This is a genomic window from Lysobacter sp. GQ73, assembly GCF_059758755.1.
Genome location: NZ_JCAXEE010000005.1, coordinates 147490 through 172462 on the forward strand (window position 1 = coordinate 147490; position 24973 = coordinate 172462).

A 24973-nucleotide genomic window follows, 5' to 3' on the forward strand; every position below is an offset into this window, starting at 1 on the left:
CGGCGCTACATCGCCTGCGCGGCAAACAAAAAGGCCGCCCGAAGGCGGCCTCTCTCGCACCGTCGCCAACGACACGACGACTTACGGTGCCGCTCGACTCACGCCGTCAGCAGATTCGGCAAGAACTCGTTCAGCGCCGTCTTCACCTGCTCCACGTCGAGGTCGGGTTGCGAAATCGCCCGCATCGCCAGGCCTTCGATCAGGCATTGCAGGATCAACACGCGCGTATCGACGGCGGCCTTCGGAATGCCGAGGCCGCCGTCCTGGGCGCTGCGCGCGAACCAGGCCGCCAGATCGGAGCGGAACACCCGGTCCGATGCATGGGTCGCGGCGGCGATCTCCTCGTCGCGGGTCGCCTCGGCGGTCAGCTCCAGGAACAAGGCCGCGCTGGTGATGTTCGGATCGTTCGCCTGCCATTGCTGGAAGACTTCGGCGATGCCCGAGACCAGGTCGCTGGTCGCGTGCAGCTTGGCGATATCGGCCCGCGCTTCTTCGAGCTGACGTTCGATGATCGCCAGGATGATGTCGTTCTTGCCTTTGAAATACCGGTAGATCAGGCCGGCGCTCATGCCGGCCGTATCGGCGATATTGGCCATGCTCGCGGCATGGAAGCCATGCACGACGAAGCATTTCTGGGCCGCGGTCAGAATGCGCTCGCGCTGAGCCAGCGCGCGCGCTTCGGCCTTGGCGGTGGGCTTGCCCGTCGTGCTCATTGGCTGCGCTCGTTCCAGCCACCTCCAAGGACTTTATAGAGCGTGACGCGATTGGCCTGCTCGGCCAGGCGCGTCGACACCAGGCCCTGCTGCGCGGCGTACAGGGTGCGCTGCGCATCGAGCTGGTTGAGGTAGCTGTCGCGGCCGGCTTTGTAGCGCGCGGTCGACAACTGGTCGGCGCGGGCCGCCGCTTCGACCAGGGCTTCCTGCGCCTGGCGCTGTTCGGCCAGGGTCGCGGTCAGCGCGAGCGCATCGGCGACATCGCGGAAACCCGACTGGATCGCCTTCTCGTACTGGGCCAGGGCGATGCCCTGATCGGCCTTCGCCGAACCCAGTCCGGCGCGCAGCTTGCCTCCCTGGAAGATCGGGATGTTGACCACCGGGTTCACCGTCCACACGCGCGTGTTCGAGTCGAACAGGCCCGACAGCTCGTTGCTGGAGCTGCCGAGCAGGCCGGTCAGGCTGATCGACGGGAAGAACGCGGCGCGCGCGGCGCCGATGTTGGCGTTGGCCGCGCGCAGCAGATGCTCGGCCTGTTGCACGTCGGGGCGGCGCAGCAACACCTCCGAAGGCAGGCCGGCCGGCAAGGCGCCGATGCCGGTGGTGCCGTCGGTCAGGCGCTGCGGCAACAGCGCCGCATCGACCGGCTCGCCGACCAGCAGGTTGAGCGCGTTGATGTCCTGCGCGACCTGGCCGGCGTAGCGCGCCGCATCGGCGCGCGCGGTCTCGACCTGGGTGCGGGCCTGGCTGACTTCCAGCCCGGACACCGCGCCGAGCTCGCGACGCTTCTCGGTCAGGTCGTAGGCGGCCTGCTGGTTCTTCAAGGTCGCTTCCGACACCGACAACAGCTCGCGGTCGGCGGCCAGGGTCAGGTAGGCATTGGCGACTTCGGCGATCAGGCTGAGCTGGGCGCTGCGGCGGTTTTCCTCTTCGGCGAAGTAACGCTGCAACGCGGCCTGGCTCAGGCTGCGCACGCGGCCGAACAGGTCGAGCTCGAAGTTGGCGATGCCGACCCCGGCGGTGTAGACGTCGGTGACCTGGCGGTTGTCGCCGCCGGTGCGCTGCAACTCGGCGCTGACGCCGACCGCGGGCAGGCGGTCGGCGCGCTGGATGCGGTACTGCGCCCGCGCCTTCTCGACGTTGAGCACGGCCACGCGCAGATCGCGGTTGTTGTCGAGGGCGCGGCCGATCAGGTCTTCCAGGTTCTGGTCGACGAAGAAATCGCGCCAGCCGATGTCGGCCCCCGCGACGGCTGAAGCCGTCGCGGGGTCGGCCGATGTCGTCGACCCGGCGGCCGCCGGCGCGGTGCCGGCGAACGCCTGGGTGGTCGGCGGCAACGGCCACTCGCCCGGGATCGCCGCATCGGCGGCGGGCAACTTCGGCGCCAGGCTGACGCAGCCGGTCATGGCGAACGTCACCGCGAGCGCCAGGGCATGGATGGCGAACTTATTCATGGCTCTGCGCTCCTTCCGCGGCCGGCTGCGAGGGCGCAGGGGTGTCCTTGGCCGCATGTTTCTTCTTTCTCACGAATAGCTTCTCGACCACGACGAAGAACAGCGGCACGAAGAAGATACCCAGGAAGGTGCCCACGACCATGCCGCCGAGCACGCCGGTGCCGATCGCGCGCTGCGCGCCGGAACCTGCGCCGCTCGCCAACGCCAGCGGCAACACGCCGAGACCGAACGCCAACGAGGTCATGATGATCGGGCGCAGACGGTCGCCCACGGCGGCCAGGGTCGCCTGGATCAGGTCCATGCCCTTCTCGAGGTTTTCCTTGGCGAACTCGACGATCAGGATCGCGTTCTTGCTCGATAGACCCACGGTAGTGAGCATCGCCACCTGGAAGTAGACGTCGCGCTCCATGCCGCGCATCCAGGTCGCCAGCACGGTGCCGAGGATGCCCATCGGCGCGATCAGCAGCACCGAGGTCGGGATCGCCCAGCTTTCGTACATCGCGGCCAGACACAGGAACACGATCAACAGCGACAACGTGTACAGCAGCGGCGTCTGCGCGCCGGCCTGGCGCTCCTGGAACGACAGACCGGTCCATTCCAGACCGATGCCCGCCGGCAGTTGCGCGACCAGCTTCTCGACTTCGGCCATCGCCTCGCCCGAGCTCACGCCCGGCTTGGCTTCGCCGTTGATTTCCAGTGCCGAGACGCCGTTGTAGCGTTCCAGGCGCGGCGAACCGAACTCCCAGCGGGTGGTGGCGAAGGCCGAGAACGGCACCATCTCGCCCTTGTCGTTGCGCACGTACCAACGATTGAAGTCGGACGGCGCCATGCGGAACGGCGCATCGGCCTGGATGTAGACGCGCTTGACGCGGCCGCGGTCGACGAAGTCGTCGATGTACTGGCCGCCCCAGGCCGCCTGCAGGGTCGAGTTGATGTCGGCGATGTTCAGGCCGAGGGCCGAAGCCTTCTGGTTGTCGACGTCGACGCGGAACTGCGGCGTGTCTTCCATGCCGTTCGGACGCACGTTCTGCAGCAGCGCGCTTTGACCGGCCGCGCCGAGGAACTGATTGCGCGCGGCGACCAGCGCATCGTGGCCGAGCGCGCCGTTGTCCTTGAGGTAGAACACGAAGCCGTTGGAGTTGCCGAGTTCGAACACCGCCGGCGGCGCCAGGGCGAACACGAACGCATCCTTGATCTGCATGAAGCTGCCCATGGCGCGGCCGACCACGGCGTTGACGCTGTTGTCCGGCATCGGCGTCTTGCCGAAGCTGGTCAGCCAACGCCAGCGGTCGCCCCAGGTGCTTTCGCGCTCTTCCCACGGCTTGAGCTGCGAGAAGGCCATGCCGGCGTTCTGGCCGTTGCCGGCGAAGCTGAAGCCCTGCACGGTGAACAGCGAGTCGACCGCCTCGTCGCCGAGGAACTGCTCTTCGACCTTCTTGAGCACTTCGCCGGTGCGTTCCTGAGTAGCGCCGACCGGCGCCTGCACGATGGTGAACAGGAAACCCTGGTCTTCCTGCGGCAGGAACGAGGACGGCAGGCGGAAGAACAGCACCGCCATCAGCGCCGCCATCGCCGCGAACACCATCATGAAGCGGCCGGTGCGGGTGACGATGCCGTGCACCGCGCTCTGGTACTTCTTGTTGCCGCGGTCGAACTTGTCGTTGAACCAGCCGAAGAAGCCCTTGTCGGACGCGTGATGGCCCTTCTGGATCGGCTTGAGCATGGTCGCGCACAGCGCCGGGGTCAGCACGATCGCGACCAGCACCGACAAGGCCATCGCCGAAACGATGGTGACCGAGAACTGGCGGTAGATCACGCCGGTGGCGCCGCCCAGGAAGGCCATCGGCACGAACACCGCCGACAGCACCAGGCCGATGCCGACCAGGGCGCCGGTGATCTGGTCCATCGACTTGCGCGTGGCTTCGATCGGCGACAGCCCTTCCTCGCTCATCACGCGTTCGACGTTCTCGACCACGACGATGGCGTCGTCGACCAGCAGGCCGATCGCCAGCACCACCGCGAACATGGTCAGCATGTTGACCGAGTAGCCGAACAGCGCGAGCAGGCCGAACGTGCCCAGCAACACCACCGGCACCGCGATCGTCGGGATCAGGGTGGCGCGGAAGTTCTGCAGGAACAGGTACATGACCAGGAACACCAGCAGGATCGCTTCGAGCAGGGTCTTGATCACTTCCTCGATCGCCACGCGCACGAACGGCGTGGTGTCGAACGGCGTGACCGCCTTGAGGCCCTTCGGGAACGAAGGCTTGAGCTGCTCGAGCTCGGCCTGGATGGCCTGCGCGGTGGCCAGCGCGTTGGCGCCGGTCGCCAGCGAGATGGCGATACCGGTGGCCGGCTTGCCGTTGAAGCGGGCGATGGTGCTGTAGTCCTCCTGGCCCAGTTCGACCCGGGCCACGTCGGACAGCTTCAGCACCGCGCCGCTGCTGTTGGCGCGCACCACGATGTTCTGGAACTGCTCGGCGGTCTGCAGGCGGTCCTGCGCGGTGATGGTCGCGTTGAGCTGCTGGCCCTTCACCGACGGCGTGCCGCCGAGCTGGCCGACCGCGACCTGGGCGTTCTGCGCGCGCAGCGCGGTGATCACGTCGGCCGGAGTCAGCTTGTAGGTGTTGAGCTTGTCCGGGTCGAGCCAGATGCGCATCGCGTACTTGGTGCCGAACAGCTGGGTGCTGCCGACGCCGTCGACGCGGGCGAGCGGATCGACCAGGTTGGCGGCGACGTAGTCGGCGATGTCGGCGCCGCTCATGCTGCCGTCCTCGGACACGAAGCCGATCACCAACAGGAAGGCCGAGTTCGCCTTCGACACGCTTACGCCCTGCTGCTGCACGATCTGCGGCAGCAACGGCGTCGCCAGCTGCAGCTTGTTCTGCACCTGGACCTGGGCGATGTCGGGGTCGGTGCCACTCTCGAAGGTCAGCGTGACGCCGGACTGGCCGTCGGACGAACTCGTCGCCGACATGTACATCAGGCCGTCGATGCCCTTCATGTTCTGCTCGATGATCTGGGTCACCGAGTTTTCGACGGCTTTGGCCGAGGCGCCGGGGTAGGAGGCGTTCACCGATACGGTCGGCGGCGCGATGGTGGGGTACTGCGAGATCGGCAGCTGGGTGATCGCGATCGCGCCACCGAGCATGATGATGATCGCCAGGACCCAGGCAAAGATCGGGCGATCGATAAAGAACCGTGCCATGAATTTCTCCGATTACTGCTTCGGCGCGGCGGGGGCCGCGGCCGGCTTGGCCGGCGCAGCGCCCTTTTCGGTCGCGTCGACCGGCATGCCGGGGCCGATCTTCTGCAGGCCCTCGACGATGACCTTGTCGCCGGCCTTCAGACCGCCTTCGACCAGCCACTTGTCGCCGATGGCCTGGCTGACCTGCACCTCGCGCGGCTCGACCTGCCCCTTCGCGTTGACCACCATCGCGGTCGCGGCGCCCTTGGGATCGCGCGAGATGCCCTGCTGCGGCACCAGCAACGCGTTCTGGCGCACGCCGGTACCGATCAGGGCGCGCACGTACATGCCGGGCATCAGGATGTTGTCGGGATTCGGCACCACCACGCGCAGCAGGAAGCTGCCGGTGCCTTCGTCGACGGTGACCTCGGAGAACGCGAGCTTGCCTTTCAGCGGGTACTTGCTGCCGTCCTCGAGCACGATCGTCACCGGCGTGGTGGCCTCGGTCAGGGTGCCGGCGGCGATCTGCTTGCGCAGGGCGAGCAGTTCGGCGCTCGACTGGCTGATGTCGACGTGGACCGGGTCGAGTTGCTGCACCACCGCGAGCGGTTCGGCCTGATTGGCCGTGACCAGCGCGCCCTGGGTGACCGCCGACTTGCCGATGCGGCCGCTGATCGGCGAGGTGATGCGCGCACGGCCGAGGATCACGCTGGCGCTCTGCACCGCCGCGCGCCCGGCCGAGACGTCGGCCTGGCTCTGCTTGAGCGTGGCGATCGCGGTCTCGTCGTCCTGCTTGCTGACCGCGTCGATCTTGACCAGGTCGCTGGATCGGCGCGCGTTGAGCCGCGCCGAGTTCAACGCCGCTTCGCCGCGCGCCAGGGTGGCCCGTGCGGTTTCCAGGTCGGCGGCATAGGTCTTGTCGTCGAGTTGATACAGCGGCTGCCCGGCGCGGACCAGACCGCCTTCGGTGAACAGACGCCTCTCGACGATGCCGTTGACCTGCGGCCGGACCTCGGCGATCAGCGAAGCGCTGGTGCGCCCCGGCAGCTCGCGGGTCAGGGTGACGGTCTCGGGCTTGAGGGTGACCACGGTGACCTGGCCCTTCTGGCCGCCGGGGCCGCCGGGACCGCCCTGCTGATCGCCTCCCTTGCCGCAGGCGGCGAGCGCCAGAGCGAGCACGGAGACGGTGAGAATTGCCTTATAGGACATGGACTTGCGCGACGGCATGGGGGAGCCTCAGGACGTTGTGGCGGTCGGACGGACCGCGGCCACTTCAAAGAATGAACGATCATTCTCTTTTTTAAGCCGCCCCAGGTCAAGTGTCAGGTGGCTGCCACCACAGGAAATGATCCTTAGCGTTACCCCAGAACGGGATAGATAGCCGTGGTGATGTAAAGCGAGCCACGTCCGATGCCGTCAATCACCGGCGAAGCGTCCTCAGTATCCGGCCGCACGAATAGGCCAGCTGCCTTAACAGCTCGAATAAGTTCGCATAACGAACTTAAACGAGCGTATTTTCTTCGACCACTATTGAAGAGCAAATTACATAAATACTGAGTCCATCATCGAAGTCGATTACATGTTCAACATGCCCTTCCGGACTCAAACGTAATTCATGGGCCATCAAATCCTGCCTGCCCGGCCTGCGCCTGACGGCATTATGCTTCAAATCAAAACCACGAACGCCTGAGTAGACCACTTCAAATTTTCTGTCGTGATAAGGGCCTAGCAAAACAATCCGAATGGAAAAATCCTCATTACGCCCAACACCAGCTTGCGCGACCTGAATTATGTCCAACCACGCGTCGTGCAAGGAGTCCGAGGAGGCGCACGAATATCTATCAACATTTGAAAAAAAAGCATAGGTTGACTCAGGCAAAACCCCTTCAATGCTTTTCAAATAGTCAAAATACCGATCAAAACGAATGAACCCATTCTTATCTTCATATATATATTTAAATTTACTATTCACAAGATTTGGCACTCTTGAGATTCTTCACCATATACTCCGCAAGCTCGCTCTGGGCTTGGCGTAGCTGCCTCAATGAAAACTGCTATACCCGGCAGATGCGCCAAAAACTTCTTCCACTTGCCTCGCCTTATATCTACCGTTCCTTTCGCCGGAATTAAGCCCATCTTCCGTCCCATGCGAATCGCATGCCTGTTACATGCTTGGTCAACGAATTCGGGAAGCTCAGCAGGCCTGCCTTTGAACCCATGCTTATTAAACCATCCCTTTGGCCCATACAAGCCAATTTCGTCCCCAGATGGCTTAAATACATGTATCTCGAAAGAACTGACACCACCGGTTGTAACAAAAGTATCAATCCGACCTGCATACCCGTTGCCCAGGCTAATATATTCAGCCAGGCCGGAAGGATCCGATAAATTGAGGGGATTACCTCCAACATATGCATATGTAGCGGTCCCGGCCAGCAATCCGATAGGATCACTTTGCACATAACGGCCGGTAGCCGCATCGTGGTCCCGGAAATAGTTGTAGTTAAGCCCCGTAGCTACATCAAAGCGCTGCCCCGGGAACCGCATATCGAACACGAACGCGGTGCCGTCCTGATCCGGATCTTGGTTCGGCAAGTTGTTGCCGAAGGCCTCGCCCTTTGCATCCCAAGTCCAGACCGCGACGTTGCGGCTCGGGTCGATGACGGCACGCGGGGTGCCGAGATGATCGGGTTGCACGTAGTGGAGGGCCTGCGTTGCGCCTGCGCCGATCACCAGGCCAACCGGTGCATCGCCTAACCAGACGGCTTGTTGCTTAACCGCACCGCTGGCATCGTAGTCACCGATCCAATGCCCCTCCTCATCGTACAGAGTGAAGATATTGACCGGGCCAGTACCGTTGCTCGTAGCCGCGACACGTTCGCCGTTGGCGTTATAGCGGTATCCCATCACCACTGAACCGGCCTGCTTGGCCTGGCTCATGCGGTCGTTGGGGTTGTAGACGAACTCCCTGGCCGTGCCTCCGATGCTGGTCGTGTTGCCGACCGCGTCGTAGCCACGACTGACGCCGCCGACGTTGCTCAGGCGATGGCTGGTGCTCGGGTAGGTGTAGTTGGTCGTGATGCCTGCATGCAGCAGACTGGTGCGGTTACCGGTGGCGTCGTAGCCGTAGGTCTCCAGCGGCGTGCCGGTCGGGCCGTCGCGGGTGATCTTGAGGCGACCCAAGGTGTCGTAGTCGTACTGGGCCAGGGCGGCGCTTTGCAGGCCGTCCTTGAGCTGGGTCAGCTGGCCGACCTCGTTGTAACCGTACGACAGCGACAGGCCACCGGCGGCGCTGTCGAGAATCGTCTTGGCGCGGTAGTCCTGGTCGTAGGTGCGCGCTAGGCTGCGGCCGTTGCCGTAGGTCCACCCCGAAACCGGACCAAACGGCTCGTAGGTCGCGTTGCTTAGCAGCACAGTCCGGACACCACCAGCCGGCGTCACGCCGATAGCGCTAACGCGACCTTGACTGTCACGCACGTAATCGGCGACGGCGCCGTCCGGATAGGTCACAGCCTGCAGCTGGCCAGCCAAGGTATAGGCGTAACGCAAAGTAAAACTCTGACCGTCGATCGACTGCACCTTTCGCACGACCTGACCGAAACGGTCGTAGCAGTACTTGAGTTCGGTGCCTTCGGTGCGCATGGCGGTGACCCGCCCGATGGCGAAGGTCTCGCCGGCGGTGCACGCCGAATTGACGGTGTCGTAGTCGTACTCGACATCGGCGCTGCCGCTGCCATAGGAAACGGTCTTAGTCCGCCCCAAGGCGTCGTAGGTATAGGTATGCGGTTGGGCGTCGTTCGCGTCCTGCTTGCTGGCCATTTGGCCGGCCGCGTTATACCCGTAAGTCGTCACGCCGGTGTCGGGGCTCGACAACTGAATCTGATCGCCGAATCCGTTGTAGCTGTAAGTCGTGCTCAACCCCTTCGGGTCGACAACCTTGATGGCCTGATCGAACGCGTTGTATTCGAACTTGGTTTCGACCGCGAGGCCGTTGATGTCCTGCAGCGTGCGGCTCAGGCGATTCAGCGGATCCAGGTTCTGATCGGTGATCCGACCCAACGCATCGGTGGTTTGATCGAGATTCCCGCCAGCGTCGTAGCTGAAGGAAGTCGCATTCTGCGACGCATCCTTTACCGCCTGCAGTTGCCCGAGAACGTTATAGACCCGCGACAAGGTCCGCTTGATCGTACCGTTCGCCGTTTTGGTGTCTTCCCGTTTCCGGTTTCCCGCATCGTCGAGCGTGTAATGAATGCTGTTTCCGGCATCGTCGACGATATCGGCCAGGCGCTTGGCCGCATCGTAGACATAGCTGGTGGAAGATCCATCCGGCAGCACCACCCTCTTGACTGTGCCGGCCGGCCAGTACTCGATGCGGGTAATACGGTCGTCTGTTTCTACGCTGTCGTTGGCACCGCGCACCTTGGTCGCAGTGAGCCAGCCACGCGGCGAATATTCATAATCGCTGATAACGCCATTACGATCTTTGCTTGAAATGACTCGACCAATCGCGTCGTAACGCAAGACTTCGATAGCCCGACCCAGTGCATCGACCCTCCTCCAAAGGTCGCCCTTTCTGTAGGCGCAACTCGCGCCGGACGTAGAGCAGCCCGCTGCGTCGCTCATGTAATACGAGTATGTCGTCTTATCTACGACTTCCGTCCGCGGCCCATCCTGACTCAGCGGAAGCCCCACCAGCGGGCACTGCCCCGCAGCGACATCGGCTGGTTCGCAATAGGTCGTTGTTGAACTGCGGGACGCCCCAGAAATCGGGTCTATCTGCGACGAGACCACCACTTGGCCGCGATCGTTATGACTCCACTGAGCTTTCTGGACCGCAGCACCCGTCGAATCTTTGATCAGTCGCTCGGTAGGCGTCCTAAAAATCGAATGCCACGCCGTTTCGGTCGTGCGCTTAGTGGCCGCGTGATTAGCAGACTCGACCCTTCTTACTTCCAAGCCTCGGACGTTGTGGTCGAAATCTGTGGCCACACCCGCTAAGTCGGTAGAAAAATCGATAAAGCCATTCGCGTCGAGCGTGATCGTCCGTGAACCGGAACCACCCGGACAGGCGGGACAGGGTTCCTGAATCGAAGTCAGCTTGAAAACATCATGCTTCTTCGTAAACGCAAAGGTTCGAATCGCACCGAGCGCGTCGGTGACCGTCGCCGTATTGTTTGTTCCATAAGCCACACTGACCTTCTCGACGCCACCGGCATGTTCCGTCGAGATCGCCCTACCCTGCGCGTCGTACTTGAAAGTGGCGTAGCGCTGGCCATCCTCGGCAACGATTCCGGTGAGCGCGTAAGGCAGACTTTGTGAACCACGATGTTCGGGCTCGTTATAGACATAAGTACGCACAAGACCGTCTTGCGTCTTGCGTGAGGTCAGATTTCCGCCCGCGTCGTATCCGTACTCGATCTTGCTTCCGCCCGGGTCCACGACAGTGGACAGGCGATTGCGACCATCATAAGTGAACTGAAGTCGCCGGCCCCAGGAATCTTGAACGGCGATCAGCAACCCCGGATAAGCGGCCACCGAGTGGTGCGTCGATGCATCGCTGTAAATCAGAAGATGAGAGAAGCCATTCCTGTCGGTGATGGAAAGCAACTTTCCATTCACATCGTACTGCTCGATCTTATCGTCCGCAGCGGTGTATTCCCAGCCAACGGCATTCCCGGACGCGTCGACCTTCCGTAGCAGGCGATCGGGGACATCCGGGTCGCCGATTCCAACGTCGCCGTTCATCGTGAAGAAGAACGCCTTTCCGTCGGGCCGAGCGACGATCACTTGGGCAGAACCTATCGCCCTCACTACGGCACGATCGTAAGTGCCGCTCCATCGCCCCCCAAAGCTGGAGACATAGGGGCTGTATAGGCTGTTATAGATTCGCTTGAAATCAAGCGGAAGGAGGCCTGCACCGACTAGATCCGTCTCGTGCTGCACCTTGTTGCCGATTCCGGTGTTGATCGGATTGCCTTGCATCCGACCCAAGTCATCGCCAGTGCAGCATCCGAGGTTTTTCGGACTGATAACCGGCCGGGCGCGCGCGCATACATTCCCTCCCGTGCCGCCACTTTGAAAACTGAATCCCGGCGGACAGTAGGGACTACGACTACCGCCATTGGCAGAGTGGTTGACCGTGGTCGCGCCACTCGCGCTGACCATCGTGTAGTCCCATTTTTGATGCCGCTGTATGGGCTCCGCCCAAACACCTTGGTCGCTGAATGTCTCAGGCGCAGCGGGGGCGGCGGTCCCGCTGACATATCCTCCGCAGGCCTTGAATACCTCAATCGACCAGGCGGTGTCGTCGGCATAAGTCCGAAAACCATAATGATTGGACTCGGGACATGTCGCGGTTGGTGAGCCAAGACCGCAGCCGCCACCTCGGACATGACACCATGCCGTGTATCGAACAGGCACGCACTCCGACCCCGATGGGCAGGTCTGCTGTGCCCAGGCACTTGTGGAAACCAACATACCCAACCACAAGGCCAACACCATCAATGCGCGCATGCTCATCCCCGACATAACCGCCCCGACCCTTACAACCTAACGAATCTGCGGATTAGAACTTTACGAAGCGGGATAAGCAACTCTTCGCGCTTCATTACCGGACATGACCAATTGAAGTCAGCCTGGATTTGCGCCAGTGATGAAAATCACATTAAGGGGCTGTGCGGCCAAAACTTGCCACTAGCAGCGAATGGCGCTCACCTGCCCAAAGCGCCAGCCACTGCATTCGACGATTTGTGTTGCAGAAATCGTCAGACGGATAGATAGCCGGGGCTTAGCGCCAGCCTGGAAGCGGCCATCAATTTTCGCTATCGCTACTCGCCAACACCGCCGAGATATAAGCGAACGAGCATCAGAGGCTAGTTCGGTCTTGACCGCCGCAATTGCGCAGCTTCGATCGCCGCTGCGGCTCAAAAAAGAAGCCGGCAGGCGCGGAGCCGTGGCTGGCAAAGAGGGGATGCGACCGTGTTGATCGCGAGGCGCATGCTACGGATCGGACGGGATCAAGACAAGGCTTGATGGCATACACCCTCGCCACGAGCCGACGGTGCTTCGATGACCGGTGCGACCTTGGCAGACTCGCTCAACCCGGCGCATCCCACCCCAGGAATCGGGATGGAGCTTGAATCAACGATGCTGGCGGTAATGGCGATAACGACAACGCGATCCCCGATAGCGAACGGGGTGGCGCTGCCGGAGGATTCAACGAACCACAACGAACAAGAACGCCATCGCGCCCGTGTCCGCCGATAATGCTGGCGATCAGGCCTTACCGGACGCCGGCAAACCCGCGATCTGCCGCAACGCGGCTTCGAACTGTTCGACCGGCTGGCCGCCCTGGATCAGGTGGCGGTCGTTGATGATCACCGAGGGCACTGCGCGGATGCCCTGGCTTTGATAGAAGCGCTCCTGCTCGCGGACTGCGTCGGCGTATTCGTCGGAGGCCAGCACGGCGCGTGCGCGGGCTCCGTCGAGACCGGCTTCGGCGGCGGCGCGGGCGAGAATGTCGTGGGCGGACACGTCCTGGCTGTCGGTGAAATAAGCCTTGAGCAGGGCGTTCTTGAGCGCGTGCTCCTGAGCGGCGCCTTCGGTCGAGGCCCAGTGCAGCAGGCGGTGGGCGTCGAAGGTGTTGTAGATGCGGTCGCGCGCGTTGAACTCGAAGCCGACCGCGGCGCCGCGCTGGCGCAGGGCGTCGCGGTTCTGGGCGAGTTGCTGCGGGCTCAGACCGTACTTGTGCGCCAGGTGCTCGTCGATGCTCTCGCCTTCCGGCGCCATCTGCGGGTTGAGTTCGAAGGGCTGGAAATGCAGTTCGACTTCGACCTCGTCGCCGATCCGGGCGATGGCCTGTTCGAGCGACTTCAGGCCGACCGCGCACCAGGGGCAGACCACGTCGGAAACGAAGTCGATCTTGACGCGTGGCGTCGGGTTGGAGGCGGTCTGGGTCATGGGGGGCGGCGCACGAGGCGGTTGGAATGAACCCTCACGATGCGGCCGGAACCGCGGGGGTTCAACCGGCTCCACGCCGCACCAGCGGATCGGAGCGTTCCACCGGCTCAGTCCGCCTTGGCCTCGATGTAGCCCTTGCGCAGCTTTTCCTCGACCAGCTTGATGACTTCGCGTTCGGCGCGTTCGGGGGTGTCGAACTGCTTGATCAGGGTTTGCCCGCGAGTGCCGACGCGGCCGAACACCACGGTCATCTCGCCGCCGTGCTGGCCGATCCGCCAGAACTTGTTCGAGCTGCCCTGTTGCAGCAAGAACTCGCGCAGGGTCGGCGCGGCGGTCGGCGGCGCGGTCGCATCCGGTGCCGTCGCGTCGATCGGCAAGGAGAGGGTTTCGGCCTCGCCCACGGCATCGGCGGCCGTCGTCTCCACCACAGCCGCTTGCTCGGCCTCGCCAGGATCCGCTTCCATGCCGTCCTTCAGGCTGGCCTCGATGCGCTCCAACATCGCCTGCGGGTTGCGCAGCCATTCGCTCGAGGGCAGGTCGATCACCCGCCAGCCGAAGGCGCGCAGGATGCCGGGGCGAAACACGTAGCGTTCGCGCACGTCCACCGGAGCCGTCTCGCCGTCGGCATCGGGCGCATCGAGCAGAATCGCGAGCGCATAGCCGTCTGCGTTCGGGTCGACGATGCCGAGGTCGCAGCGGAACTGCGAACGCCCGACATGTTCGTGGACGACATGGCCGCGTTCGCGCAAGGCTCGCATCAGGGCGCTGCGGAAAGCGTCGCGCTTCGGCGCGCTGGCGAAGGCGCGCTCGGCGCCGGGGTTGAGCGCGCCGAGCACGCTCTGCGAGCGTTCCGACTCGCCGCGCGCGCTGGCCTCGGCGAACTGCAGGAAGGCGCGCAAGGCGGCGGCACCGTCGTTGTGGGTGTTGGTGATCGCGTCGGCGCGGATCGTGCTGACCACCGCCATGCGGTGCTTGGCGCGGCTGAAGATGACGTTGAGGCGCTTCTCGCCGCCGCGCTGGTTGATCGGGCCGAAGTTCATCAGCATGCGGCCGTCGGCGCCGGGCGCGTAGCAGATGCTCAGCAGGATCAGGTCGCGCTCGTCGCCCTGCACGTTCTCCAGGTTCTTGACGAACAGACCGCAGAACTGGTCGTCGTCCTCGCGCAGGTATTCGCGTTCCAGGCGCATCGCGAAGTCGGCGTCCTCGGCGGCCAGGGCCTCCAGCGCCGATTCGATTTCGCCCTGCTGCGCTTCGGAAAAAGCCACCACGCCCAGGCTCAGGCCGGTCTCTCGGCGCAACAGCTCGCGCACCAATGCGGCGATGTAGCGCGCCTCGGCCAGGTTGCAGCGGTTGGCGTAAACGCCGTCTTCGACCCGGTGATGACTGATCGGCCGCGCCAGCAAAGCATCGACGCCGGCCACCGCGGCCTGCGCCTCGGCGGCCCGCACGCTCAGCGACTCGTCCACCCGCGCATCGAGCCGGCGGTCCGGAATCGTGATCAGGCGGCCGTCGTAGAAGGCGGCGTTGGAGAAGCTGATCAGGGCCTCGTGCCGGCTGCGGTAATGCCAGGCCAACAACGTGGCAGGCAAATTGCGCGCGGCCTGGTTGAGCAGGCTGTCGGCGTCGAGGTTGATCGCGATGCGCTCGCCGTCTTCTTCGGCGACCACCTGCATGTCGTCCTCGTCGCCCGCGGCGGAGAAGAAGCTGGTCGGCGGCAGCTGCATTTCGTCGCCGACCACCACCGCCTGGCGGGCGCGGCTCAGCGCCGGCACCGCTTCTTCGGTCGGGATCTGGCTGGCCTCGTCGAAGATCACCACGTCGAACAGGTCGGCGGCGAGCGGCAAGGTGTCGGAGACCGACAACGGGCTCATCAGCCAGATCGGCTTGAGGTCGTTGACCACCAGACCGGTGTCGCCGCCGGCGAGCTCGCGGATCGAGCGGTAACGCATGCTCTTGCCGAACTCGTGTTCGAGTTCGCGCCGGCCGGTGGCGTAGCGCTTCTTGAACAGCTTGCCGTCGCTGTCGAGCTGGCTGGCCGAGAGCGAGGACTGGCGCACGCGCTCGAGGAAACTGCGGTGCAGGGTCGCCCGCACCACCGCCGCGTTGCGTTCGAGCAGCTGACGCTCGGCGCGGGCGACGCGCTGCGCCGCCTCGGCCAGGACTCGGCCGTCGAAGCGCGCGAGTTCGGGTTGCTCGCGGTACAGACGCACCAGCGCCTCGTCGGCGATCAGCGCTTCGAGTTGCGGCGCCGGCAGATCGATCCGCTGCAGGGCGTGCGCGTAGGCCGGGCCGGCCTGATGGATCGCGCGCAGCGACGGCAGGAAGTCCGGCAGGTCGTCGAGGCTCTCGCGCAGGTCGCGGGTCCATTCGGCGAGTTCGCCGAGGCTGACGTCGGCGGGCATGTCGAGACGGCCGTCGACGAGCTCCTGCAGACGGCGCAGGGCATCGGCGTACTCGGCTTCGCGCGCGGCATGGGCGAGCGGGTCGGGCGCCGCACGCAGGCGGTCGCGCAACTCGTGCAGCACCGGCGAAGACGCCGATGCGGCCGTCCACTGATCGAGCGTGGCCAGGCAGGATGCTGCCGCCGGCGTGTCCAGGCTCGCGCGCAACCGCTCCTCCGCCTGCCGGTAAGCCGCGTCCGCCTGATGATGGGCGGCCTTGGCCTGCAGCACCTGGGTATAGCTCGGGCGCACCGCGTGCTGGGCGAAATCGTAGCTGCGCGACAGCACGCCGCGCAGGCGCCACCACGACGGCTTGAGCCAGCGCAACAGCGAACTTTCCTCGCCACGCGCGATTACCAGGGCGGCCTCGGTGTCCTGCGGCGAAAACGCCACACGCCAATGCACGGTGCCCTGCCCGGCCTCGGCGCGGCGCCGGTCCAGGGCATCGAGTTCGTCGCGCTCGCGCCGCAGTTGCGCGCTCGCGGCCGAACCGGCGTCGAGCAGGTCCGGATGCGCCGCCAGACGCGCATCGCGCAGTTGCCGGGCCATCGACGTCGCCTGCACCGCATCGGCCAGACTGCGCTGGGGATCGAGCAGGCTGCTCTCGTCCTCGAACGCCGCATCGAGGCGGTCGAGCAGCGGTTCGCACTCGTCGAGGCAGGCCACGGTCTCGGCATAGGCGCGCTCGTCGCCGAGCAATCGCGCCGACAGCCGCGCGAACGGATGGCCGGCGAGGCGGTCGAGGCCGAAGCGCTCCTGCAGCAAGGCGCGCAGCCGCTCGCCGGTCTCCCGATGGCGCTCCCATACCGCGTAATCGGGCAGCCGCTCGCGCGTCGCTGCGCCGAACGTGCCGGCATCCGCGGCGGCGAACGGCGGCAATTCGATCGAGCGCCGCAGCAACGCGCGCACGCTGCAGGCCAGGCGCTCCGGCACCTGCGCCATGCCGCGCTCGAACGCATCGATCCGGCCGAGTTGCGCGGCCAGTTCGTCCAGGGTCGAGGCGCGCAACTGGCTCAGGCGCTCGTGCTGGTGCGGCTGGGCGACCCAGCGCTCGTAGCCTTCGCGCAGGTTCTGCACGAAGGCCTTCTTGTCGGTCTGCGAGTCGTGGATCAGGCAGCACAGCTCGTCCAGCCCGGCCTGCTTGAGCCGGTGGAACACCACGTCCAGCGCCGCGCGCTTCTCGCACACGAACAGCACGCGCCGGCCGCGGCCGGCGTAATCGGCGATCAGGTTGGTGATGGTCTGCGATTTGCCGGTGCCGGGCGGCCCCTGGATGATGAAACTGCGGCCGCCGCGTGCCAGGGCCACCGCGGCGGTCTGGGTCGCATCGCTGGCGATCACGTTCCACTGCTCGGCCGGCGCGATCGGCGGCGGCGCGGCGATGTCGACCTCGCGCGGCTCGATCGAGAACACCTTATCGAAGGCCGGGTTGACGGCGCCCTCTTCGATCAGCTGGGCGTAATCGCGCACCAGCGACATCTTGCGGTAGTTGAAGTTGGCCAGGGTGACCTGGGTCAGGTCGAAGTCCCAGGCATAGGCATGGCCGTTGTCGTCCTGCAGGGCGTAGGTCGTGTGCTCGATCTCCTCGGCGCTCGCGCTCATGTGCAGCGGAGTCGGCGTCGGCGCGGCGCCGACCGCGCCGCGCAACGGCAGAGGGCTCGGCTGGACGCGCTGGCGGAACAAGGCCAGGCCGAGCGGCCGGTAGTCGTCGCGTTCGTAGCTGAAGTCCGGGCGTTGACCGTCGCTGCGCACGCGGCCGCCGCTGCGGCGCTGGTACTGCTGCAGGCGTTGCACCGCCTTGCGGCGGATCAACTCGATCGCCGGCTTGCGTTGCAGGCGCAGTTCGACCCCGGGCTCGGAGGCGCGGATCTGCGCGGCGAGGTCGGCGTGGATCGACTCCAGCGAGACCTTCTGCAGGTCGACGGTCTCGGGCAGGCGGATGTCGTAAAGCTGGCGCAGGTAATGGCGCAGCGCCGGGTTGAACTCGGCCTCGCCGTCTTCGCACTGGATCACGTATTGATCGCGCACGCCCTTCTTGCGCACCAGCTCGACCGGCAGCCACAGCAGCGGCGAAACCAGGCGCTGCTCGGGGTCTTCCTTGAGGTTGTGCCAGCGCAGGAACGCGACCACCAGCCGCAGATGGCTGAAGCCGTACTCGGCGCGGTCGCGCCGGGTTTCCTGGGCGATGCGGTCGAGCGCGCCCGGCAGATACGGCTGGTCCTCGAAGCGCAGCCAGCGATGCAGGCTGACCGCCTTGCCGGCGATCACCTCGTCGGCGAACTCGCCGCCCCAGGTGCACAGTTGCTCGGGGCGGATGCTGCCGAGCTGCAGCACGATCGGCACGCTGGCGATGGTCAGGTTGACGCTGGCCTGGGTCGGGCGGAACTGCAGCAGGCGATTGCGCCGCGACAGGTCGAACAAACGGTCGCGCAGATGCGACAGCACCGCGACCCGGCGCGAGACCTCGCCCCGGGTGCCCGACAGCACGCGTTCGACGTCCAGGCTCACCGGCTGATCGCGATAGGTCTCCAGGCGGCGCACGATCGAGGCCAGGTCGGTGGCGCGCTCGTGGCGGTTCAGGGCAGTCATCTCGACCACGATCGCGGCGAGCACCGGGTTCAGGCGCGGATTGATCCGGAACAGGTTCTGCCGCTGCGCGGCGAACAGGTCGAGGTCGTCGCCGTCGTCGAAATCGAGCCCGCAAGCCAGGCTGGCGAGTACTTGGCCGAGCTGGAAGATATCGCCGATCTCGTCGTGATGGCCGAGGGCGAGCTCCCACGAGGTATAGCCCGGCAGGTACACCGGATGCTCGATCGGTTGCGACGCGTCGTGCTGGGTCTGCAGGTTCTCGACCCGTGCGCCGTGTCCGGCGTCCTGGGTGACGCGCAGTTCGCCGACGATGTTGAGGGTCGAGCCCGGCGGCGGTTGCAGGCGCCGGATCGCATCCAGTTCGAGCCGCGGCAGGCGCCCATCGGGCGCGCGCAGGCTCAGGCCCTGGCCGGCGGTCTGGACGATGTCGTCGGCGCCGAGCGCGGCGACGCGCCCGTGCGCATGCAACTGCGCCACCGCGCGAAACAGCGGCAAGGCCAGGAACAAGACGTCATCGGTGGCCAACCCGGCGCCGCGCTGGGCCTCGACCACGGCGCGCAGGCTGCTGGCCTCGGTCGGCATGGCCGGGCTGATCGTCGGCTCGTTCGCCGGCGGCTGGGTCGATTCGTTCGCCGGCTCGTTCATGCGCGCGCCTCCTGGTCGAGACGGCGCGCAAGCTTGTCGAGCTCGCGCTTGCCGAAGCCGGCGTCGCGCTTGAGCGCCGCCATGAATTCGTTGTGGCCGCCCAAGCTGTGCGCCAGCCGCGCGGCCTCGAACACCGCCGCGTCGCGCTGCGCCTCGTCGATCAGGGCGAAGTCCAGCATCACGCAGTGCAGGTAACGGCGCACGCTGTCGTCGATGCGCTCGGCAGTGAGCTCGTCGTCGCCGGCGGCCGCTTCGTCGGCGCTCCAGTCGGGGAAATAGGCGCGCGCCTGTTGCTGCGCCAGCTCGCCGCCGAGCGCTTCGATCCGCAGCAGGCGGGCGATGAAACGGCGGGTCAGGGTGCTCAGCGCCAGCTGGTCGAGCAGGTCGAGGCGGTCGGCCGACAGCGGCCCTTGCAGGCGCGCGCGCAGCCAGGCATCGGTATCGGCGGCGCCGCGCCACCAACGCTCCACCGCCTGCGCGCGCAGATAACTTTCCGGGTGCGAATGGCCTTCGGAGCGGCGCCCGTCGGCCGATTCGAGTTCCTCGGCCTGGCGCAGGTATGCCGCCGGATCGACGCTGCCCAAGCCGGTATGCACCTTGACCAGGATCGCGATCGCCGGAATCGGCGACTGCGCGCCGATCGCCGCGCCGCGATCGGCATAGATCTCGGTGTAGAGGCTGTACAGGCGCGCGCTCTCGGCATGGCTCGCGGCGGCCTGCGGGTCGGCCATGCAATGGTCGAGGATGCGCTGCGCGGTGTGGTAGTCGCCGCGGTCGAGCGCCCACAGTTTGTAATGCGCCAGTTCGTGCCCGAGCAAGGCGCTCAGTTCGGTTTCGCCGAGACGTTCGAGCACCGGCCCGTGCAGGACCACGTGCGCTTCGCCGGGCAGGTACCACAGGCTCGCGCCCATCGCGCCGTCGCTGGCCTGGTACAGGGTCGCCGCGGCCTCGATGCCGAGCCGCTGCATCACCGTCGCGCAGATCGCATGGGCCTGCGGATGCGAGTCCGGGGTCAGCCGGTAGGTCTTGCGCAGCAATTCGGCGCGCAGTTCCTGCGCATGCTGGGCCTGTACGCCGAGCGAGGACGCCCAGGCCCAGACCTCGGCTTCGGCGCGCTTGAGATGCGCGACCAGGGCCGCGTGATACGGCAGCGGCGACAGCTCGGGCGGTGCCGAAGCCGCCGTCGCGCTGAGGGTAATGCCGCCGTCGGCCGGGCCGATGCCGTCCTGGACCTCGTTGCTTGCCACCACGCTCCCCGCTCCCTCGAATTCGTCCGAGACCTGCCGTCCGGCCCTCGCCGTCGGCGGCTAGATACAACACCGCCACGATACCGCGCCGCGCCGCGGGAATGTCGCCGGAGCGCAACGCGCGTGACGCCGCCGCGAAGGCGGCGCGACTTTGCCGCAACTGACCGTTGCCGCGCAGGTGCTGGCGCCGGCCGGAGCGACTGGCCACACTGTCCGCTCACCATCGCCTGCCCGCGGCCGCGGGCGCGTCGCCCACGGCGGCGCCGACGATTCCAGCTTCCGAGCGGGCCGCGTGCAGCGCACGCCGGCGCGCGCTTTACCGACGACCCCTGCCATGAGCGCCACCCTCGCCGTCCCCGCCCCGATCGCACGCCCGCTGTGGCAGGGACGCGCCTGGGTCCTGATCGGCATCGTCCTGTCGGCGTTCACCCTGCGCACCGCGGTCACCTCGCTGACCCCGTTGCTCGACGCGCTCGGGCGCGAGTTCGGCTTCGGCTCGACCATGACCGGCCTGTTCGGCATGGTGCCGACCGCCGCGTTCGCGCTGTTCGGCGTGGCCACCCCGGCCCTGGCCCACCGCATCGGTCTGGAACGCGCCGCCTTGCTGGCGATGGCGATGGCCGCGCTCGGCCTGCTCGCGCGCGCCTTCGTCGGCGGTACCGGACAATTGCTGATGGCCTCGGCGCTGGCGCTGGCCGGCATGGGCATCGGCAACGTGGTGTTGCCGCCGCTGGTCAAACGCTATTTCGCCGACCGCGTCGGCACGGTCAGCACCGCCTACATCACCGTGCTGCAGCTCGGTACGATCCTGCCGGCGCTGGCGGCGGTGCCGCTGGCCCACGCCGCCGGCTGGCGCACCTCGCTGGGCTCTTGGTCTCTGGTCGCGGTGGCCGCGGCGCTGCCGTGGATCATGGTGTTGTGGATGGAGGCGCGCGGCCGCTCGGCGCAGGCGCGCGGCCGCTCGGCGCAGGCGCGCGGCCGCTCGGCGCAGGCGCGCGCGCTCGCCCGGGCTCACGACGATGCGGTCTGCCTCGGCGACGAAGCGCCCGAACTGAGCGCGCCCGCGGCCGCCGCCGCGCCGGGCCGGGTCTGGCGCTCGCCGGTCGCCTGGGGCATGGCGCTGATGTTCGGCATGACTTCGCTGGTCACCTATTCGATGTTCACCTGGCTGCCGAAACTGCTGATCGAAGCCGGCGGCAGCCCCGCGCTCGGCGGCAGCATGGTCGCGCTGTTCTCGACCCTCGGCATGATCAGCGCGCTGTGCATGCCGGCGCTCGCGGTGCGCATCGCCAACCCGTTCCCGATCGTGATCGCCTGCGTGCTGGCCTATCTCGGCGGCTTCGCCGGCCTGCTGCTCGCGCCGATGGAGTTGACCTTTCTGTGGGTCGCGCTGATCGGCCTGGGCCCGAGCACCTTCCCGTTGTCGTTGACCCTGATCAACCTGCGCACGCGCACGCCGGCCGGCTCGGCCGCGTTGTCGGGCTTCATGCAAGGACTCGGCTACACCCTCAGCTGCCTCGGTCCCCTGTTGTTCGGTTGGTTGCACGATCTCAGCCACGGTTGGCTGTGGCCGTTCGCGATGCTCGGCGCCTGCCTCGTCGTGCTGATCGTCGGCGCCTACCTGGCGTGCAAGCCGCGCATGCTCGAAGACAGCTGGTAAGACCGGCGCGCGCACGTCGAGAGCAGGTGAACGCGCGGTCGCAGCGCCGAATCGGACTGCGGGAGGCCAGCGCGTCCGCGCACTCACATGCGTTTCACCGTCGGCTTACATCGCCCGACCTAGGTTGGAAGCCTGCTTCGATCGCAGCACTTCCCCACCTCGGAGGACCACCATGCACACCGATCAGGAACTCGCCGCCAAATTCTGGAAGGCGCTGAAATCCGACCGCACCGTGATGCTCGGGCTGGACGGCGTCGACGACAGCCACACTCGGCCGATGACCGCGCAGTTCGAGGACGATCGCAGCCCGCTGTGGTTCTTCACCTCGACCGACAACGCCCTCGCCCAGCAGCTCACCTCGAGCCACCGCGCGATCGCCGCGTTCTCGGCCAAGGACCACGACCTGTTCGCGAGCATCTCCGGCAGCTTGAGCGTCGATCGCGACCGCGCCGTCATCGACCGCCTGTGGAACCCGTTCGTGGCCGCCTGGTTCGAAGGCGGCAAGGACGATCCCAAACTGACCCTGCTGCGCCTGGATGCCGAGCGCGCCGAGATCTGGCTCAACGAAAACAACCTGCTCGCCGGGGTGAAACTGTTGCTCGGCGTCGACCCGAAGAAGGACTACCAGGACAAGGTCGCCGAGGTCAGCCTGCGCTGAGCCGCGCCCCGGCGGACCTGACTCGATGGGCTCGACAGCCACACCCCGGCGGACGCCGGACGGCCGATATCTGGTGGTCAACGAACGGCTTTGGCGTGCGACCAATCCGCACCTGTCGCCCGAGCAGCGCGAGACGCTGGTGCAGGAACTGATGGCCGCGCGCCGCGCCGTGCGCGCGGCCATCGACGACGACGCGTTGCGCGCGGCCCGCGCACGCGTCCATGCCGCCAAAGTCGCGCTCGGCGAACGCGGCTCGGTCTGGTGGCAGGACGGCTCGCCCGACCTGAACCGGCGGCTGGTGAAGAACACGCCCTACGCGGCCTGGTACTACGGCTCTTCCTGACCCGACTTCGCATGCATCGACTTGCGGGCCCCGGCGCGGCGCGCATCCACGCTGCGCGTAGCTACTTGGCGCACGCCATGCGCGCACTTCCGAGCCTCTGAACGGCTAGGCAACACCGGCCTCGCGCCAAGCGCATCGGCCGCCCCACTCTACTGCAACGATGCCGGTCGTCGAACGCGGCCCGGCTCGATGAGACTGCGAGTACGCCGCCCGAGCGGGGCGGCAATCGGCGCCCGTCCGTACGCCGCAGCGATGCATTCATCGAACTGAAATATCCGGCGTCGCGCGCCTTACAGCGCCGGACTGGAAGCGCCGGCACAGAACGGCGCGTCGCAACGCGCCGGTTTCCGGCAACGGGTCACGTAAACCCTGCGGTTGCTCACGACAATGAACGAACGGGATCCATACGCGGCTTTCCACGGACTACATACTCCGAAGGAGATCGTTCGATGCATGTGCACTCACTCGCCGCAGCCCTGGGCTGTTCGCTGCTGCTGACCTCGGCGCTCGCCGGCGCCGCCGGCCGTCCCGACCTAGACCAACTGCGTTTCGAATTCGACAAGACCCAGGCGCAGGTGTTGGCGCAAGCCCGCCGCGCGTCGTACCCCGAGTATTTCCGACGCGCCTACGCGCGCTATCCGAACCTGCCGGCCGGTTCGCTGGAAGCCATCGCATACGCCGAAACCGGCTGGAACCACGTCGCCCCCGAGGCGCAGAACCCGCGCGACGTGCACATGCCGCGTTCCTACGGCGTTATGGGCCTGTACCACGGCGGCGGTTTCGCCGATCAGGTCGGCGAAGGCGCGCGCCTGATCGGGCGCAGCGCGCAGCAGGTCATCGACGACCCGCAAAGCAATATCCTCGCCGGCGCCGCCCTGCTCGACCGGGCGCTCGCCGCCAGCCAGGGCGAGCGGCGCAGCCGCGCCCTCGCCGGGCCCGAGGCGCTGGCGCCGGTGCTGGCGCGCTACGCGGGCTACGGCGCTTCCAGCGGCGGCATCGCCGACTACGCGCGCCAAAGCTTCGCCTACGGCGTGCTGCAGACCCTCGAACGCGGCGTCAGCGCGCAGGGCGTCGAAATCCCGGCGCAACCGCTGCAGCTCGAACACGCCTTCGACGCCGAACAATTGCAGAAGCTGCGCGCGCCGGCCCTGCTGCTCGACGCCGGCGCCGACCGCGTGCGGGTCGACCGCGCGCTCGCCGATCAACTCGCCGGGCAACACGGCGGTCGGCCGGCGCGGCCGGCTACCGAGGTCGGCGCCAAGGCGGTCGACTTCGGCGAGGCGGTCTGGAACCCGGCCAGTCCGAGCAACTACAGCACCGCCTCCAACGCGATGAGCGCGGTGATCCTGCACACCATGGAAGGCTCCTACGCCGGTTCGATCGCCTGGTTCCAGAACCCGAGCGCGCAGGTGTCGGCGCATTACCTGATTCGCAAGTCCGACGGCCAGATCACCCAGATGGTGGCGGAGAATCGCCAGGCCTGGCACGCGAAATACCACAACTACTACACCGTCGGCATCGAGCACGACGGCCGCGCCGCCGATGCCGGCAACTGGTCGGCGGCGATGCTCAATGCCTCCGCGCGCCTGACCAAGAGCCTGTGCGCGCGCCGCGGCATCGATTGCCGCACGGCCTGGAACGGCCCCGGCTACGACAGCTGGCATCTGGTGCCCGACAGCGTGCGGATCAAAGGCCACGGCATGCTGACCCAGAACGAAAACCGCTACGACCCCGGCAAGTATTTTCCGTGGTCGAGCTACTACAGCCTGATCAACGGCGGCGGCACGCCGAACCCGCCGGGCAAGTACTGGGTCGACACTTTCGCCAACGCCACCGGGTACAAATGGCCATCGACCCTGACTCCGGTCGGCACCCTTTACCAGGGCACGAACTACGTCTATTGCAAGGCCTGGGGTCAGGAAGTGCGCGTCGGCACCAGCTACAACCACTACTGGCTCAAGACCGATCTCGACGTCGGCCCGGCCGGCGCCTGGGTGTCGGCGTATTACCTGAGCCGCTGGGGCAACGACGAGGCGCGCGACAACAACGGCGCGGTGATTCCTGACTGTTGACCGCG

General features: G+C 66.2%; 13 protein-coding genes. 4 read left to right on the forward strand and 9 right to left on the reverse strand.

The features are described 5' to 3' along the window. Window positions 1-98: 98 nt before the first annotated feature. The 9 genes from AC6CH2_RS15865 to AC6CH2_RS15905 form a co-directional block, all read right to left on the reverse strand. A complete protein-coding gene (locus AC6CH2_RS15865) occupies window positions 99-713 on the reverse strand; it encodes a TetR/AcrR family transcriptional regulator (protein WP_498270044.1) in 615 nt (204 codons plus the stop codon). Continuing rightward, window positions 710-2167, reverse strand: coding sequence for an efflux transporter outer membrane subunit (locus tag AC6CH2_RS15870; protein WP_498270045.1), 1458 nt, complete (start codon window positions 2165-2167; stop codon window positions 710-712). Before AC6CH2_RS15870 ends, AC6CH2_RS15865 begins: the two co-directional genes overlap by 4 nt. Next, window positions 2160-5375, reverse strand: coding sequence for an efflux RND transporter permease subunit (locus AC6CH2_RS15875; protein ID WP_498270046.1), 3216 nt, complete (start codon window positions 5373-5375; stop codon window positions 2160-2162). The genes AC6CH2_RS15870 and AC6CH2_RS15875 overlap by 8 nt, the downstream gene beginning before the upstream one ends. Before the next feature lie 12 nt (window positions 5376-5387). Further along, a complete protein-coding gene (locus AC6CH2_RS15880) occupies window positions 5388-6563 on the reverse strand; it encodes an efflux RND transporter periplasmic adaptor subunit (protein ID WP_498270047.1) in 1176 nt (391 codons plus the stop codon). A gap of 292 nt (window positions 6564-6855) precedes the next feature. Then, window positions 6856-7326 (reverse strand): hypothetical protein, encoded by a 471-nt coding sequence (locus AC6CH2_RS15885; protein WP_498270048.1) that lies wholly within the window; start codon window positions 7324-7326, stop codon window positions 6856-6858. Beyond that, complete coding sequence (locus AC6CH2_RS15890) at window positions 7323-11867, reverse strand: RHS repeat-associated core domain-containing protein (RefSeq protein WP_498270049.1); 4545 nt, start codon at window positions 11865-11867, stop codon at window positions 7323-7325. The genes AC6CH2_RS15885 and AC6CH2_RS15890 overlap by 4 nt, the downstream gene beginning before the upstream one ends. Before the next feature lie 762 nt (window positions 11868-12629). Continuing rightward, window positions 12630-13313 carry a DsbA family oxidoreductase gene (locus AC6CH2_RS15895; protein WP_498270050.1) on the reverse strand — a complete coding sequence of 228 codons (684 nt, stop codon included), beginning with the start codon at window positions 13311-13313 and terminating at the stop codon, window positions 12630-12632. Window positions 13314-13420: 107 nt separating this feature from the next. Beyond that, complete coding sequence (locus AC6CH2_RS15900) at window positions 13421-18988, reverse strand: AAA domain-containing protein (RefSeq protein ID WP_498270051.1); 5568 nt, start codon at window positions 18986-18988, stop codon at window positions 13421-13423. Next, window positions 18985-20238, reverse strand: coding sequence for a M48 family metalloprotease (locus AC6CH2_RS15905; RefSeq protein ID WP_498270052.1), 1254 nt, complete (start codon window positions 20236-20238; stop codon window positions 18985-18987). The genes AC6CH2_RS15900 and AC6CH2_RS15905 overlap by 4 nt, the downstream gene beginning before the upstream one ends. Before the next feature lie 331 nt (window positions 20239-20569). Between AC6CH2_RS15905 and AC6CH2_RS15910 the strand changes: the two genes are divergently transcribed. From AC6CH2_RS15910 to AC6CH2_RS15925, 4 genes are all read left to right on the forward strand, one after another. Next, window positions 20570-21895, forward strand: a complete 1326-nt coding sequence (locus tag AC6CH2_RS15910; protein WP_498270053.1) for an MFS transporter — start codon at window positions 20570-20572, stop codon at window positions 21893-21895. Between the two features lie 172 nt (window positions 21896-22067). Continuing rightward, entirely contained in the window at window positions 22068-22553 is a 486-nt protein-coding gene (locus AC6CH2_RS15915; RefSeq protein WP_498270054.1) for a pyridoxamine 5'-phosphate oxidase family protein, read from the forward strand. A gap of 25 nt (window positions 22554-22578) precedes the next feature. Further along, window positions 22579-22896: a hypothetical protein gene (locus tag AC6CH2_RS15920; protein ID WP_498270055.1), complete on the forward strand. Its 318-nt coding sequence runs from the start codon at window positions 22579-22581 to the stop codon at window positions 22894-22896. 449 nt (window positions 22897-23345) lie between these two features. Continuing rightward, window positions 23346-24968 (forward strand): N-acetylmuramoyl-L-alanine amidase, encoded by a 1623-nt coding sequence (locus tag AC6CH2_RS15925; RefSeq protein ID WP_498270056.1) that lies wholly within the window; start codon window positions 23346-23348, stop codon window positions 24966-24968. Window positions 24969-24973: the final 5 nt, after the last annotated feature.